The 14,297-nt window shown below is 70.0% G+C and carries 15 protein-coding genes; 10 read left to right on the forward strand and 5 right to left on the reverse strand.

What is annotated here, in order from left to right:
- Positions 1-41: 41 nt before the first annotated feature.
- Positions 42-323 (forward strand): SelT/SelW/SelH family protein, encoded by a 282-nt coding sequence (locus ACEZHJ_RS02645; RefSeq protein WP_018717867.1) that lies wholly within the window; start codon positions 42-44, stop codon positions 321-323.
- A 167-nt stretch (positions 324-490) separates the two neighbouring features.
- Positions 491-832 (forward strand): hypothetical protein, encoded by a 342-nt coding sequence (locus tag ACEZHJ_RS02650; RefSeq protein WP_018717868.1) that lies wholly within the window; start codon positions 491-493, stop codon positions 830-832.
- 416 nt (positions 833-1,248) lie between these two features.
- Here the strand turns inward: ACEZHJ_RS02650 and ACEZHJ_RS02655 are convergent, their stop codons facing one another.
- Entirely contained in the window at positions 1,249-1,818 is a 570-nt protein-coding gene (locus ACEZHJ_RS02655) for a hypothetical protein (RefSeq protein ID WP_018717869.1), read from the reverse strand.
- Positions 1,819-1,938: 120 nt separating this feature from the next.
- Here ACEZHJ_RS02655 and ACEZHJ_RS02660 point away from each other — a divergent pair, with 120 nt between their 5' ends.
- The 3 genes from ACEZHJ_RS02660 to ACEZHJ_RS02670 all read left to right on the forward strand — a co-directional run bounded on the left by ACEZHJ_RS02660 (position 1,939) and on the right by ACEZHJ_RS02670 (position 4,221).
- A complete protein-coding gene (locus ACEZHJ_RS02660) occupies positions 1,939-3,135 on the forward strand; it encodes an NAD(P)/FAD-dependent oxidoreductase (RefSeq protein ID WP_259202391.1) in 1,197 nt (398 codons plus the stop codon).
- A 125-nt stretch (positions 3,136-3,260) separates the two neighbouring features.
- Positions 3,261-3,728: a Dps family protein gene (locus tag ACEZHJ_RS02665; RefSeq protein WP_018717871.1), complete on the forward strand. Its 468-nt coding sequence runs from the start codon at positions 3,261-3,263 to the stop codon at positions 3,726-3,728.
- A gap of 46 nt (positions 3,729-3,774) precedes the next feature.
- Entirely contained in the window at positions 3,775-4,221 is a 447-nt protein-coding gene (locus ACEZHJ_RS02670) for an ACT domain-containing protein (RefSeq protein ID WP_018717872.1), read from the forward strand.
- Here ACEZHJ_RS02670 and ACEZHJ_RS02675 read toward each other — a convergent pair.
- Both ACEZHJ_RS02675 and ACEZHJ_RS02680 read right to left on the reverse strand, forming a co-directional pair.
- The gene (locus ACEZHJ_RS02675; protein WP_018717873.1) at positions 4,201-5,625 is read right to left on the reverse strand and encodes a methyl-accepting chemotaxis protein; all 1,425 of its coding nucleotides are present in this window, start codon (positions 5,623-5,625) and stop codon (positions 4,201-4,203) included. The two genes, ACEZHJ_RS02670 and ACEZHJ_RS02675, sit on opposite strands and share 21 nt — an antisense overlap.
- A 28-nt stretch (positions 5,626-5,653) precedes the next feature.
- A complete protein-coding gene (locus ACEZHJ_RS02680; protein WP_018717874.1) occupies positions 5,654-7,498 on the reverse strand; it encodes a bifunctional diguanylate cyclase/phosphodiesterase in 1,845 nt (614 codons plus the stop codon).
- A 281-nt stretch (positions 7,499-7,779) separates the two neighbouring features.
- On the opposite strand from ACEZHJ_RS02680, the gene ACEZHJ_RS02685 reads away from it, so the two are divergent.
- Entirely contained in the window at positions 7,780-8,196 is a 417-nt protein-coding gene (locus ACEZHJ_RS02685) for a VOC family protein (protein WP_018717875.1), read from the forward strand.
- 12 nt (positions 8,197-8,208) lie between these two features.
- Here ACEZHJ_RS02685 and ACEZHJ_RS02690 read toward each other — a convergent pair whose 3' ends face one another.
- Both ACEZHJ_RS02690 and ACEZHJ_RS02695 read right to left on the reverse strand, forming a co-directional pair.
- Positions 8,209-9,912 (reverse strand): DEAD/DEAH box helicase, encoded by a 1,704-nt coding sequence (locus ACEZHJ_RS02690; RefSeq protein ID WP_018717876.1) that lies wholly within the window; start codon positions 9,910-9,912, stop codon positions 8,209-8,211.
- Between the two features lie 194 nt (positions 9,913-10,106).
- Entirely contained in the window at positions 10,107-10,838 is a 732-nt protein-coding gene (locus ACEZHJ_RS02695; RefSeq protein WP_163143752.1) for a YceI family protein, read from the reverse strand.
- A gap of 28 nt (positions 10,839-10,866) precedes the next feature.
- Here ACEZHJ_RS02695 and ACEZHJ_RS02700 point away from each other — a divergent pair, with 28 nt between their 5' ends.
- The 4 genes from ACEZHJ_RS02700 (at position 10,867) to ACEZHJ_RS02715 (ending at position 14,205) form a co-directional block, all read left to right on the forward strand.
- On the forward strand, positions 10,867-11,325 hold the full coding sequence (locus ACEZHJ_RS02700) for a cupin domain-containing protein (protein ID WP_018717878.1): 459 nt from the start codon (positions 10,867-10,869) through the stop codon (positions 11,323-11,325).
- Positions 11,326-11,370: 45 nt separating this feature from the next.
- Positions 11,371-12,042 (forward strand): hemolysin III family protein, encoded by a 672-nt coding sequence (locus tag ACEZHJ_RS02705; protein WP_018717879.1) that lies wholly within the window; start codon positions 11,371-11,373, stop codon positions 12,040-12,042.
- Positions 12,043-12,202: 160 nt separating this feature from the next.
- Complete coding sequence (locus ACEZHJ_RS02710) at positions 12,203-13,753, forward strand: acetyl-CoA hydrolase/transferase family protein (protein WP_375036207.1); 1,551 nt, start codon at positions 12,203-12,205, stop codon at positions 13,751-13,753.
- Entirely contained in the window at positions 13,750-14,205 is a 456-nt protein-coding gene (locus ACEZHJ_RS02715) for a YaiI/YqxD family protein (protein ID WP_163141953.1), read from the forward strand. Before ACEZHJ_RS02710 ends, ACEZHJ_RS02715 begins: the two co-directional genes overlap by 4 nt.
- Positions 14,206-14,297 lie beyond the last annotated feature (92 nt).

Genomic DNA, 14,297 nt, shown 5'->3' on the forward strand with positions numbered 1-14,297 from the left:
GGTGGTCTGCTATCGTGCGGCCCTCCGCCTGGAGGGCCGCCATGAATCACCACGTCCGTATCCGTTACTGCCCCCGCTGCGGCTGGCTCCTGCGGGCCGCGTGGATGGCGCAGGAGCTGCTCACCAGCCTGGGTGACGAGCTGGCGGAGGTCTCGCTGTGTCCGGCGGGGGCGGGGGTGTTCGAGATCGTCGTGGACGGCGAGTGCCTGTGGTCGCGCCGGGAGCAGGGCGGTTTCCCGGAGATCAAGGCGCTCAAGCGCCTGGTGCGCGACGCGGTGGCCCCGGATCGCGATCTGGGGCACACGGACCGCGGCGACGACTGACGTACGGCAATGCCGTTCCCCTGGCCGGGCATCCGCCCCGGCCGTCTTCGGAGGTCTCCGATCGGCAGCGGCATATCGTTTTCCCAACGGCATGGCGAGCCGGGTTTTCCCATTGCGGTATCGTTATTGCATCCCGTTCCGGGGCACCGGAATCAGGGAGTGATGGGATGATACAGCTCGACCGGGAGATGACCGACCTGGCCATGCGTCTGCGCCGGGGGCTGCGCGATCACGGTCTCTCCGTGCCGCGTCTCAGCGACGAGGACCTCGTGCCGACCCTGCTGGAGCTGGCCGCCTCCGTGGACGACCCGGGGTTGCAGGAGCTCGCTGCGGGTCTGGACGCACGCCTGCCGGCGGAGGAACCGGAGGCGGCTGACGGTGAGCACACCGTCCGGCGTTACCGGGGGGTCGCCCTGGCCGGTGAGGTGGCGGCCTCCTCCCCGGCGGCCGGGGAGGGGGAGAGCCCGGGCCGGGGGGCCATCGTCTACCGGGGGCGCCGGATCCGCTGAGGCCCCATTGCGGGGCGGATGCGTCATCGCGGTGCACTGGCGCGCGGTCAAGAGGGCCTGCGGAGACGGCGATCGTGCCTTGACAGATGGTTTGTCAAGGAGGGAATCGCAAGTTTGTACACAGGCCGCACAGCTTTCGTCCGGGGGAAGCCCGAAAACGCTGCCGCGTCAAGAAAACAACGCGAGAATATTTCAAGTAGCTGATTAAAAGCATGTTTTTTTCGTCGTTGAAAAACTGCGCAATCTAACGGGAAGCCGCTTCTGACAGGGGATTGCGATAACTCTCTACGGTTTGTTCACAGAGTTATCCACAGGTTCTGTGAAAAACTGATGACAGCGCCCACCTGCCCGAACCGGCGTCGGTGTCAAGGGCGATATGGCCGTCCCGGACGTGCGGTCCGGGACGCGGCGGGCCGTCACGGGAAGGTGTGGACGAAGAACGATTTCACCCGGTGCTGCCAGTGCACCAGCCAGTGCGGTGAGCCGGTACCGCTGCCCGCCGGCTCCACCGCCGGGTGACGGGCGACGACCGCCTCGAGTACGTCCTCCTGTCCCGGGTCCAGGTCCACGAAGAACACGTGCCGGCCGTCGGCCAGTGCCTGCTCGAACCGGCGGAAACGCTGGTTCGGGGTCTCGATACCGCGCAACCCCCCTTCCCAGGTGAAAAAGCCCAGCGTGATGATCGCCAGGAATACGAACGGCAGCCAGCCGGCGGCGGAGTGTACCCAGCCGGCGAAATGGGCGATGAGCAGCAGTATCACGGCGAGCACGGCGCCCACCGCGGCGCCGATGAGCGTGGAGTGGACCAGGTCGCGCTTCATCAGGGCCTTGACCTGGTTGAGGTGGCGGTGACTGTCCGCCGCGGCGTCGTCCGTGGTGAGGAGGTGGCACTGGGGCGTGACGATGCCTGCTGCCTCCAGGTCCTCCTCCAGTCGTTCGAGGTCATCCATGTCCGTACTGATGAAGAAGCGTCGCGTCATCTGCATGGCAACCTCCCTCCGTCGGCCGTCCCGCTGCGGGTGGGGATCGCGCCGCTCACTCACCGGAAAAGATAGTTCACGCAGCGGGGCCGGACCATGGCGGCGTTTCGCGTAGAATGCGCGCCCATGACGCAGACGGTGGACAGGGAACAGCACTGGGACGTGGTCATCATCGGCGCCGGCGCGGCCGGGCTGATGTGCGCCATCGAGGCGGGTCGGCGCGGTCGCCGCGTGCTGGTGCTCGACCACGCCAACCGGGTGGGAAAGAAGATCCTCATGTCCGGGGGCGGGCGGTGCAACTTCACGAACATGTACTCCGGCCCGGAGCACTTCCTCAGCGCCAATCCCCACTTCATGAAGTCTGCGCTCAGCCGCTTCACGCCGTGGGACTTTATCGCCCTGGTGGAGCGGCACGGGGTGGCCTACCACGAGAAGAAGCTCGGGCAGCTCTTCTGCGACCGCTCCTCCAAAGACATCGTGGCGCTCCTGCTGGAGGAGTGTGACGCGGCAGACGTGACCGTGCGCACCAAGGCACCGGTTCACGACATCCGCACCGGCGAGCCGCACGCGCTGGACACGGCGGTCGGCGCGGTGACCTGCGCATCCCTGGTGATCGCCACCGGGGGCTACTCGATCCCCAAGATGGGGGCCACCGGCTTCGGCATCGACTTCGCGCGTTCGCTAGGGATCGCCGTGCAGCCGACCCGGGCGGCGCTGGTGCCGGTGATCCTGGATGCCCGCACCCGCGAGCGCCTCGGCGATCTCGCCGGCGTGTCCCTTGATACCGAGACCGCCGCCGGCGGCGCGACCTTCCGCGAGAATATCCTGTTCACTCACCGCGGGCTGAGCGGGCCCTCCGTCCTGCAGGCGTCCTCGTACTGGCAGCCCGGCGGGCCGCTCGAGATCGACCTGTTTCCGGGGCTGGATCTCGCCGCGCATATCCGCGAGGTGCGGGCCCGGCGGCCGGGCCTGGCGCTGCGCACGCTCCTTGCCGAGCGCCTGACGCGCCGGGTGGCGCGACGCTGGTGCGAGCTGTGGTGCCCGGACCGGCCGCTGGGGGAGCTTGGCGATGCGGACATCGATGCGGTCGTCCGGGCCTGCCAGCCCTGGACGGTCTGGCCCGAGGGCACGGAGGGCTACCGTACCGCCGAGGTGACCCTCGGCGGCGTGGATACCGCGGCGCTGTCGTCGAAGACCATGGCCTGCCGCGATCACCCGGGGGTGTATTTCATCGGTGAGGTCGTGGACGTCACCGGCCACCTCGGCGGACACAATTTCCAGTGGGCATGGGCGTCCGGCCATGCGGCCGGCCAGCATGTCTGAACGTGTCCCCGCCCGGCGCCGCCATGGTACGGATTTATCGTGATGATCGGTCGTTTCGATTTCTCAATGCACCCGGCCGACTCCATACTTAGCATGGAATTTTTCTAACCAAGGGAGATTGAACCATGGACGTTCATATCGGTATCGACGAAGCCAAGCGCAAAGAGATCGCCGACGGCGTGTCCCGGCTGCTCGCCGACAGCTACACGCTCTACCTCAAGACCCACAACTTCCACTGGAACGTGACCGGGCCGATGTTCAACTCCCTGCACCTCATGTTCGAGGAGCAGTATACCGAGCTCGCCACGGCGGTGGATCAGGTCGCCGAGCGTATCCGTACCCTCGGGTTCCCTGCGCCGGGCTCGTACAAGCAGTTCGCCGAGCTCTCCTCGGTCGAGGAGGCGACGGACGTGCCCGAGGCCAAGGAGATGATCCGCCAGCTCGCCGAGGGCCAGGAGACCGTGGTGCGCACCGCGCGCCAGGTGGTCCCGCTGGCGGAGGAGGCGCACGACGAGCCGACCCTCGATCTGCTGACCCAGCGCATGCAGGTTCACGAGAAGAACGCGTGGATGCTGCGCAGCCTGCTGGAGTGAGCGGGATCCGTCTCCGGGGTGTGTGCCCCGGAGACCGCCTTTCCGGATGCCGGGTTCCCCGGTGGCAGGGCTGAGCGATCTCTCCGCCCTGCTGCGGGGGCTCTCACCGGCGCTTGCCCCCGGCACGTACGTGTTCGTGACCGTGGGCCCGGCGGCCTACGGTGCGTACGCCGGGCTCAATCCCCTGGCCAGCTTCCGCGAGGCCGAGGGCCTGTCGCTGGTGTGCCGCCGCGAGGCCGCGGACGGCCATGGACTCGCCTACGACGGCCTCTTCCGGCTCATCACCCTGCGCGTTCACTCCAGCCTGGGGGCGGTGGGGCTTACCGCCGCCGTGGCCCGGCGGCTGACCCGCGAGGGCATTCCCGCCAATGTCATCGCCGCTTTCCATCACGATCATATCCTGGTGCCGGCGCACCGCGGCAGCGATGCCGTCGCGGCGCTGCGTGCGCTCGCCGCGGAGAGGACGGGCCCCTCAGCCGGCGACCTCGAGTAACCGGTCGAGGCTGACATCCGCCCCCAGCACCCCGCGGATATCGCCGCGTGCGTCAACGAGGGGCACACCCACGGTGAGGCAGAACTGATTGTTCGCCGCGGAGCGGTAGATATCGGTGACGCAGGCCCGGCCGGTGCTCATCGCGCGGCGGAACCAGTCACGACCGGACCAGTCGCGGCCGGAGCCGTCGCCCTCGTAGCTGGTGGTGAACGAGGCCTGGGCGACGTTGGCGGTGACCTGATCCCCGGCGGGTGAGGTGATGTAGAACAGCTCCACCCACGGCATCTCCGAGAGGGCCTCGCGCAGGCGCCGCTCGCGTTCGTCGCGCCCGCCGCCGGCGAGCGCCGGGTCGGCGGCGAGCCCGGTCACCGCGGTGCGGGCGTGGCCGTGGGCGGCGAGCCGGAACGCGCCCAGGGAGGTGAGGACTTCATCGGAATACTCGTGGATGCGCTGGCTGGCGTGGTTTACCTTGCGCGACTGCTCGAGGATCGTCGCCGAGACGCTGGCCACCTCGTGGACCTGTTCGGCAACGCCCTGGGTGGTGGTGTTCATCTGGTGCATGGCCGTGGATATCCGCTGGCTGCGTGAATCGAGGTCCGCCATCGCCTGGCGGGCCGAGTCGAGCTCGTCCAGGGTCGTGGTGACGTCCGCCTGGGATTCGGTCAGCCCCGCCCGTACGGATTCCGCCGCGCTCCCGGTTTCCTCCATGCCGGTGGTCAGGCCCTCGATCACGCCGGAGACGCGTCCGGTGGCCTCGCCGGTCTGCTGGGCGAGCTGACGTACCTCCTCGGCGACTACCGCGAACCCCTGGCCGTACTGGCCCGCCCGGGCAGCCTCGATGGCGGCGTTGAGGGCGAGGATGTTGGTCTGTCCGGCGATCCGGCTGATCAGTCCCACCACCTCGGATACCTCCGAGGTCCGGGCCTGGAGCGCGTCGACCTGGGACTCCAGGGCCTGCAGCCGGGTGTCGAGATCGCTCATGTGCCGTGCGATCGCCTCGCCGCGCCGGTGGCTGGCGTCGACCAGGCCGGTGACCTGGCCGGCGTAGCGCGCGAGCTCCTCGGTGCTCGGGGTGATCTCCTGCTCGAGGGTGGTGGTCATCTCCTCGCTCGCCGCCGCGATGTGGTTGGCCGCGTCCGAGAGTGCCGTGCTCTGACTCTCGCCCGTCCGGGCGAGATCGGCGAGGGTCGGCGCGGTCTCCGAGAGCCTCAGCGCGCTGCCCATGGTGTCGGTGATCTGGGCGGCGGTGCGGTCCAGCAGGGTGTTCAGTGCCGCGGCGACGTCCGCCTGGCGGCCGGTCTCCGGCAGCGACAGGGAGAGGTCGAGGCCTTCCGTGGTGGCGTCCTCGATCCGGGCGGCGACGGTCTGACGCGGCTGGCTGGCGAGCGCGGTGATCCGGGGCATCGTGTTTCTCCTTTCGGGTGGGTGGGGGCTACATGGCGCCGGCGTAGCTCGGCTCGGGCACCAGTGCGTCCACAGGGACGGGGCGGGCGAGCCCGAAGCCCTGGAGCAGGTCGCAGCCGAGGCTGCGGAGGATGTCGGCGTGGGCCACGGTCTCCACGCCCTCGACCACGGTGTCCAGCCCGAGGGCCCGTGACATGGCGAGAATGCCGCGGAGGATGGCGTCGGAGTTCGGGTTATCGAAGATGTCGCCGACGAAGTCGCCGTCGATCTTGACCATGTCCACGGACAGGCGCTTGAGGTAGGTGAGCGAGGCGTAACCCGTGCCGAAATCGTCCAGTGCCAGGCGCACGTTGAGGCGGCGGCAGGCCGCGGCGGTCTCCGCGGCGGCGCTCATGTTGTCGATCAGCGAGGTCTCGGTGAGCTCCAGCACCAGGGTCTCCGGCGGCACCTCGGGGTAGAGGGCGAGGGTGCGGGCGAGGTGGTCCGAGAAGTCGCCGGCGATGAAATTCCGCGCGGAGACGTTGACGTGCAGTGTCGGGTGGGGGATGCCGCGACGGCGCCAGTCGCGGATCTGGGACAGCGCGGCGTTGAGTACCCAGCGGTCGATGTCGCGCACGAGCCGGCGGCTGCCGGCCTCCACCGCCGGCATGAAGGCTGCGGCGGGCAGCAATCCGCGGGTGGGATGCTGCCAGCGCACCAGGCACTCCGCGGCGGGCGGGACCTCCCCGGGGGCGGCGAAGATCGCCTGGTAGTGCACCCGGAGCTCGCCGTCTTCGAGGGCCCGGGCGAGGTCCTCCGCCAGCGACTCCCGCTCCCGGCTGGCCCGCTCCATGGCCGCGTCGAAACGGTGGAGTTCCGCCCCGCCGCGGGATTTGGCGCGGTACATGGCCATGTCCGCACGTCCGAGCAGGGCCTCCGGGCTCGCACCGTGCTCCGGGCACAGGGCGCTGCCCATGCTCGCGGTGCAGCGGAAGGTCCGGGGCATGGTGGCGGGCTCGGACAGCGTCCGGGCAATGCGGGCGAGCAGGGAATCCAGCGCCACGCTCCCGTGGGCGCCGTCGGCGAGGATCACGAACTCGTCGCCGCCCATGCGTGCGATGTCGTCGTTGCGCCGGCATACCGCATGCAACCGTTCCGCGGTGTGGCAGAGCACGGCGTCACCGCTGGCGTGACCGAGACGGTCGTTGACGGTCTTGAATCCGTCCATGTCGATCACGACGACGGCGAAGGGTGTGCCGTCCCGGTGGTAGCCGGCCAGGCGCTGGTTGAGCCGCTCCATCATGCCGGCCCGGTTGAGCAGCCCGGTGAGCTCGTCGGTGCGCACCATCGCCTCCAGGCGGTGCTCGAGCATCCGCCGCTGGCAGGCGACGGCGATCTGGCCGGCGACCTTCTCGGCGAGGAGGACGGCCTCCGTTTCCGGTGGCCCGTCCACCGGCCGGAACCACGACAGGGCCAGCGCCCCGATGGCGCCCTCACTGCCGATGAGGGGAATGATCAGGTTGGCGCGCAGGCCGGCGTTGACGAACGCCGCCATGGCGTGGCCGTCGTCGGCGTAGTCCGGCGTGAACAGGGTGTGGCCGGCGCGCAGGGCGCGCCCGACCAGGCCCTCGTCCTGGGCGAAGCGCAGTCCGGCGAAACGGGCCAGCCGCCGCAGCGCGCCGTTGAAGAACTGGTACTCGAGGCGGTCGTCGTCCGTGCACAGGATGAGCGCGGCGCCGTCCGCCTCGACGAACCCCCGCGCCGCCTCTGCGGCGCGGGTGAAGAAACGTTCGAAGTCCGGCTCCAGGGTCAGCGCATCGGCGACCTGCAGCAGCCGTTCTGTGGCGGCGCTGCCCACGCCGGTGTGCCCCGGAGCCTGCCCCTTGGTATTCACGGTCCACCCCCTCGGAGAATCCGTCGGGGAGTGTCAAGCAAGACCCGCGCCAGTTGTTAACCCGGTCACACGATCACCGGGAAGAGGCCGGCGTAAGCGCAACCACGCGGAATGCGTGGGATTCGCGCCGCACCGTCGGGCCGTGCCCCGGTGCTTTCGCGACGCCCCGCCGTGGTGCGTGCGCGTCGTCGCTGCACCGTGCCGGCGCGGATCGGTGTCGCTATGATTGGGGGAGTAGCGCGGTGCTGCCGCACTGCATCCCCGTGAGGAGGGCATCCGCGATGGAGCCGCGTATCAGCATGATCACCCTGGGTGTGCGGGACCTGTCGGCATCCACGCGTTTCTACGGAGAAGGGCCGGGGCTGCCGCGCCGGGAGTCACCGCCGGAGGTGACCTTCTTCACCCTGGACGGGACCTGGCTCGGACTCTATGGACGTGAGGCGCTGGCCGCCGACGCCGGGGTGGATCCCGCGGGCAGCGGCTTCTCCGGGGTGACGCTGGCGCACAACGTCACCAGCCGGGCGGCGGTGGACACGATGCTCGCCCAGGCGCGCGTGGCCGGTGCCTCCTGGCTGCGGGCCGCGCGGGAGGCGGACTGGGGCGGGTACGCCGGCTATTTCGCCGACCCGGACGGCCACCTCTGGGAGGTGGCCTGCAATCCCTTCTTCTGGGTGGGGCCGCCGGCCCGGGGTGCTTGAGCCGGCGGGCGCTCAGCGGCCGCGGTGCTTCGGCTTCGCCCGGCGCCCGCCCCCCGCCGGGCCGGCCTCGAACGGGCGCAGCTCCAGGCGCCGCCCGCACACGCGGGCGGCACGCAGGCGGTTCAGCGTCTCGCCGGGGAGTTCCTGCGGCAGGTCGACGGTGGTGTAGTCGCCCTGGATATCGATCGCGCCGATGTAGCTGCTGTCCAGGCCGCCCTCGTTGGCGATGGCGCCCACCAGGTTGCCGGCGCGCACGCCGTTGCGCCGGCCGACGGCCACGCGGTAGCGCGTCATCGCCACGTCCGGGTGCTCGCGCAGCGGTTTCGCCCGTGCGTCCGGGGCGCCGCGGCGCGGGCCGCGCTCGCGCTGGGGGCCCGGTTCCGGCTCGGCGGCGACCTCGTCAAGGAGCAGCGGCGTGCCGCCCTGGGCGGCATGGGCGAGGGCGGCGGCGACCGCGGTGGGCTCGGCGCCGGTCTCTTCCACGTACTCCTCGATCAGCCGGCGGAACACGCTCAGGTCCGTGTCCGCGAGCGTCTCGGTGATCCGCTGCTTGAAGCGCTCGACGCGGCGCGTGTTCACGTCGTCGGCGCTCGGCAGGCGCATGGGCTCGATGCTCTGACGGGTGGCGCGCTCGATGGTGCGCAGCATGCGCCGTTCCCGGGGCGCGACGAACAGGATCGCCTCGCCGCTGCGCCCGGCCCGGCCCGTGCGCCCGATGCGGTGGACGTAGGACTCCGGGTCGTAGGGGATGTCGTAGTTGAGCACGTGGCTGACACGCTCGACGTCGAGTCCGCGCGCCGCCACGTCGGTGGCCACGATGATATCCACCCGGCCGTCGCGCAGGCGGGCGACGGTGCGCTCGCGCTGGGCCTGGGGGATATCGCCGTTGAGGGCCTCGCAGCTGAAGCCGCGGGCGGTGAGCTTCTCGGCGAGCTCCACCGTGGCGTTCTTGGTGCGTACGAACACCAGCATGCCGTCGATGGGCTCGGCCTCCAGCAGCCGGGTCAGGGCGTCGAGCTTGTGGATGCCGCTCACCGACCAGTAGCGCTGGCGGATGGTCTGGGCCGTGGAGGAGCGGGCCTCGATGCGGACCTCCTCCGGGTCGTTCAGGTGGTTGTGGGCCACCCGGCGGATGCTCGACGGCATGGTCGCGGAGAACAGCGCCACCTGCCGGTCCGGCGGGGTCTGGCCGAGGATCCACTCGACGTCGTCGATGAATCCCATGCGCAGCATCTCGTCCGCCTCGTCCAGGACCAGCGCGGAGAGGGTCTCCAGGGCCAGGGTGCCGCGGCGCATGTGGTCCATCACCCGTCCGGGCGTGCCCACGACCACCTGGGCGCCGCGCCGCAGCTGGCGCAGCTGGATGCCATAGTCCTGGCCGCCGTAGAGCGGCAGGACGTGGAAGTCCTCGAGGTGGCGGGCGTAGGTCTGGAATGCCTCCGCCACCTGGATGGCCAGCTCGCGGGTGGGGGCGAGCACCAGGAGCTGGGTGTCCCGGCGGCTGACATCCAGCCGGGAGAGCAGCGGCAGCGCGAACGCGGCGGTCTTGCCGGTCCCGGTCTGGGCCTGGCCGAGCAGGTCACGGCCGGCGAGCAGTGGCGGGATGCTCCGGGCCTGGATCGGGGTCGGGGCCTCGTAACCGGCCTCCTGCAGAGCGGTGAGAACGGGGGCACTCAGGCCCAGTGCCGGGAAGCCGGCGGGCGAATCGGAAGTCAACGTGGTGGAACCCTGGGTGTAGCGGGAGAGGACTGGCAGGCCAGACGAAACGTACAGTATACGTCATCCTCGTCAGCATCCGAAGCCCGGTGCGGTGCCGGCCGTCGCGTTGGTGGGCCGTTCGTCACCCGGCCACCGGGGCCACCGTGGTTTTCCGGATCAGGTCGTCGCGGCGGTGCCGGCCGCGTCGCCGCTCAGCCCTCCTTCCCTTCGCGGCGCCCGACCAGGCGGAAGGCCACGGTCACCGTGTCCTGCACCCGCAGCAGTCCGCCCATGGCGGTAATCGGTGTGATGCCGAAATCGCTCTGGCGCAGTACCAGACGACCGGTGGCCGTGAGGCCCTCCGTCCCGGCCTGCACCTCCACCGGCACGGTCAACCGGCGCGTCCTGCCGTGCAGGGTCACGGTCGTCCGGACCACCAGCCAGGGCAGGGCGCCACGGATGTCGTCGGCGTGCACGGCGATCTGCGGGAAACGCCCGGCATCCAGCACCTGCGGGCCGAGCATGTTGGCGCGGGTGCCGGTGCGGGCCTCGTCGTTCAGCGGGTGGGCGAACGCCCCGCCCGCTGCCGAGCGTGCCGCGGGCGGGTCCACGACCATCCCCCGGGCAGGCACGGCGAGGTCGAGCCGGGCCTCGTCCAGACCCTTGTCCGGCAGGAATACCAGCCCGCGGAAATCCCGGGCTTCGATGATGTGGTTGTGTCCTTTTTCCGCGAGTGGACCGCCCCGATAGACGATGATCTGCAGCGAGGAAGCGGCGGGATCCAGCCGGTAAACCGTGCCGTCGGCGGCCAGGGCACGATAGGCGTCGGCGGGGAAGGCCGCAGATGCGGTGGGCCCCGGCCGCGCGGGGGTGCCGGCACAGCCGGCGGTCAACGCCGCGGCGAGCAGCGTTGCAACGAGAGGCCTGAAACGCGGATCATACATGTCGCACCCACCAGCCGGGAGGATCCCGATGTACCTTTCTGCCGAGGATATAGCAGCACTGGAAGGCGTGGAGAAGACCCACTTCCTCAATCCGCAGGCCGTGCGGGTGAATCGCTCGCTCGGTGACGCGGTGGGACTGCGTAATCTCGGTGTGCACCGGATCGCCGTCGAACCCGGCCATTTCTCCACCGAGTACCACTGCCATCACTACGAGGAGGAGTGCATCTACGTGCTCGCCGGATGCGGACGGGCGACGATCGGCGAGACGGAGCAGCCCGTCGGACCGGGCGATTTCATCGGTTGCCCGGCCAACGGCGTCGCCCACGACCTCTACAATGACGGTACGGAGCCACTGGTCTGCCTGGTGGTGGGCCAGCGCCTCGCCCAGGACGTAACCGACTACCCCCGCCGGGACAAGCGGCTGTACCGCAACAGCGGCGAGTGGAACGTGGTGCGGCATCAGGATATCGAATCCTTCCGGCGATGACGGTATCGCCGGAATCGGGCGGGGCAGGGCAACGGAGGTCGAGGAATGCCGCTTTCCAGCCGTAGGTACACGCTGGCGGAACAGATCGCCGACCGTATCATCCACGTCGTCGGGCTCGTCGTCGCGGTGCTGGGCGTGGGTGTGCTCGTGTGGCTCGCCGCCGGCCGGCGCGATGCCGTGATGCTGGGCGGGGTGATGCTCTACGGGGTGGGCCTGATCACCATGCTGGTGGCCTCGGCGCTGGCGAACTACGACCGCCATGACGACCCGAAACGGGTTGCCCGGCGGGAGCGTTTCGATCACGCCGCGATCTTCCTGATGATCGCCGGCACGTATACCCCCTTCACCCTGAGTGTGCTCGCCGGTGCCTGGGGCTGGGGGCTGCTGGCCTTCGTCTGGACCGTCGCGCTGTCCGGAGCCGGGCTCAAGCTCGCCGGCAGGCTGGGCTACGCCGCCTCCATCGCGCTGTACCTGCTGCTCGGCTGGAGCATCCTCCCGGCGCTTCAGCCGCTGGTTGCCGGGCTGGCGTTCCCGCCGCTGGTGCTTCTGGCCGTCGGCGGCGCCGTCTACACCGCCGGGGTGCTGGTGTTCGTGTTCTCCCGGCTGCCCTACCACACGGTCATCTGGCACTCCATGGTGCTCGTGGCCGCCGGCTGTCATTACGCCGCCGTGCTCACCGGGGTCGTGCTCTCCGCCCGGCCCGCCCCCGGCCTCTGAGCCGGCGTGTCCCGCCGTCCCGGCCCCGGCGCGGCCGGGCACTGGCGGTGGCGGTGGGTAGCGATGCTATGATTTGCCGTCTAACGGTTTCGTGCCGCGTTCCCCCGCCGGCGGACGCGAGTGCGTCCCCTTTCCCCGTATCCTGCAATCGAGGTGTTACATGGACGAACGCATCCGGCATCCCGGCCTGCGCCAGCTCCTGATGTCCGCCGAGGAGGCGGCCGCCCTGATCCAGCCGCACATGACCGTGGCGATGAGCGGTTTCACCGGTGCCGGCTATCCCAAGGCCGTCCCCCAGGCCCTGACCGAGCGCATGAATGCCGCCGCGGATGCGGGCGAGGGGTTTCAGCTGCGCGTGCTCACCGGTGCCTCCACCGCGCCCGAACTCGACGGTGCGCTGGCACGGGCCCGGGGCATGGAGCTGCGCCTGCCGTACCAGTCGGATCCGACCGTGCGCGAGCGTGTGAACGCCGGCGAGCTCGAGTACATCGACATGCATCTCAGCCACGTGGCGCAGCACGCGTGGTTCGGCTATTTCGGCGAGATCGACGTGGCGGTGATCGAGGTCGTCGGCATCCGCGAGGACGGGGCGCTGATCCCGTCGTCTTCCGTCGGCAACAACAAGACCTGGCTGGAGCAGGCGGACCGGGTGATCCTGGAGGTCAACCGATGGCAGCCCGCGGCCCTGGAGGGGATGCACGACGTCTATTACGGCACCGCGCTGCCGCCGCACCGCAAGCCCATCCCGCTGGAGCATCCGGACGAGCGCATCGGCGAACCCTACCTCCACTGCCCGCCGGAGAAGGTGATCGCGGTGGTGGAGACCGACGCGCCGGACCGCAACTCGCCGTTCAGCCCGCCGGACGGGGTCTCGCGTCAGATCGCCGCGCACCTGCTCGACTTCTTCGACCACGAGATCCGCCACGGCCGGCTTACCGAGCGGCTGCTGCCGCTGCAGTCCGGCGTGGGCAACATCGCCAATGCCGTGCTCGCGGGGCTCGCCGAGGGCGGTTACCGCGGGCTCACCGCCTACACCGAGGTGATCCAGGACGGTATGCTCGATCTGCTGCGCACCGGCGTGCTGGACATGGCATCGGCGACCTCCTTCTCGCTGAGCACTGACGGGCTGGCGACCTTCGAGGAGGATATCGAGCAGCTGCGCGAGCGCATCGTGCTGCGTCCGCAGGAGATATCCAACCACCCGGAGCTGATCCGCCGGCTCGGCTGCATTGCCATGAACGGCATGATCGAGGCGGATATCTACGGCAACGTGAATTCCACCCACATCGCCGGCAGCCGCGTGATGAACGGCATCGGCGGCAGCGGGGACTTCGCGCGCAACGGCTACCTCTCGGTGTTCATGTCGCCGAGCATGGCCAAGCGTGGCGGGATCTCCGCGATCGTGCCGATGGCGAGCCACGTGGACCACACGGAGCACGACGTCATGATCCTGATCACCGAACAGGGGCTCGCCGATTTGCGCGGGCTCTCGCCCAAGCAGCGGGCGCGCACCATCATCGCCAACTGCGCGCACCCCGACTACCGGCCGCTGCTGGAGGACTACTTCGAGCGGGCCTGCCGCGAGAGCTACGGCCGCCATACCCCGCACCTGCTCGACGAGGCCCTGGCCTGGCACCAGCGCTTCGTCGATACCGGGACCATGCAGCCGGAGGCCGGCGCGGCGCGCAGCGCCGGGTCGGCACGGACATGAGAATCTGGGTGGACGCGGACGCCTGTCCCGTCCCGATCAAGGAAATCCTCTTCCGCGCCGCGGAGCGTACCTGCGTGAACGTCACCCTGGTCGCGAACCAGCCTGTTCACGTGCCGCGCTCGCGCTACGTCGACCGGTTGCAGGTGTCGGCGGGTTTCGACGCCGCCGACAGCGAGATCGTCCGCCGGGTGTCGGCGGGGGATCTCGTGATTACCTCGGACATCCCGCTCGCCGCCGAGGTGCTGGAGCGCGATGCCCGCGTGCTCACCCCCCGGGGCGAGCGCTACACCGAGGGCACCATACGGGCGCGGCTGACCATGCGCGACTTCATGGAGACCCTGCGTGCGAGCGGCGTACAGACCGGCGGCCCGCCGGCGCTCAGTCAGGCGGACCGGCGGGCCTTCGCCGGTGAGCTCGACCGTCTGCTCAACGAGTGTCTCCGCGGCGGCTGATCCGGGGCCCGGCGCACGCCGGCGTGTCACCGCCGGCGGGACGTGCTATAGTCGCCGCCGCTGGTACCCTCCGGTCGGTATCACCGTTTTCG

This window comes from Arhodomonas sp. KWT2 (genome assembly GCF_041949875.1).
Classification (GTDB): Bacteria; Pseudomonadota; Gammaproteobacteria; order Nitrococcales; family Nitrococcaceae; genus Arhodomonas; species Arhodomonas aquaeolei.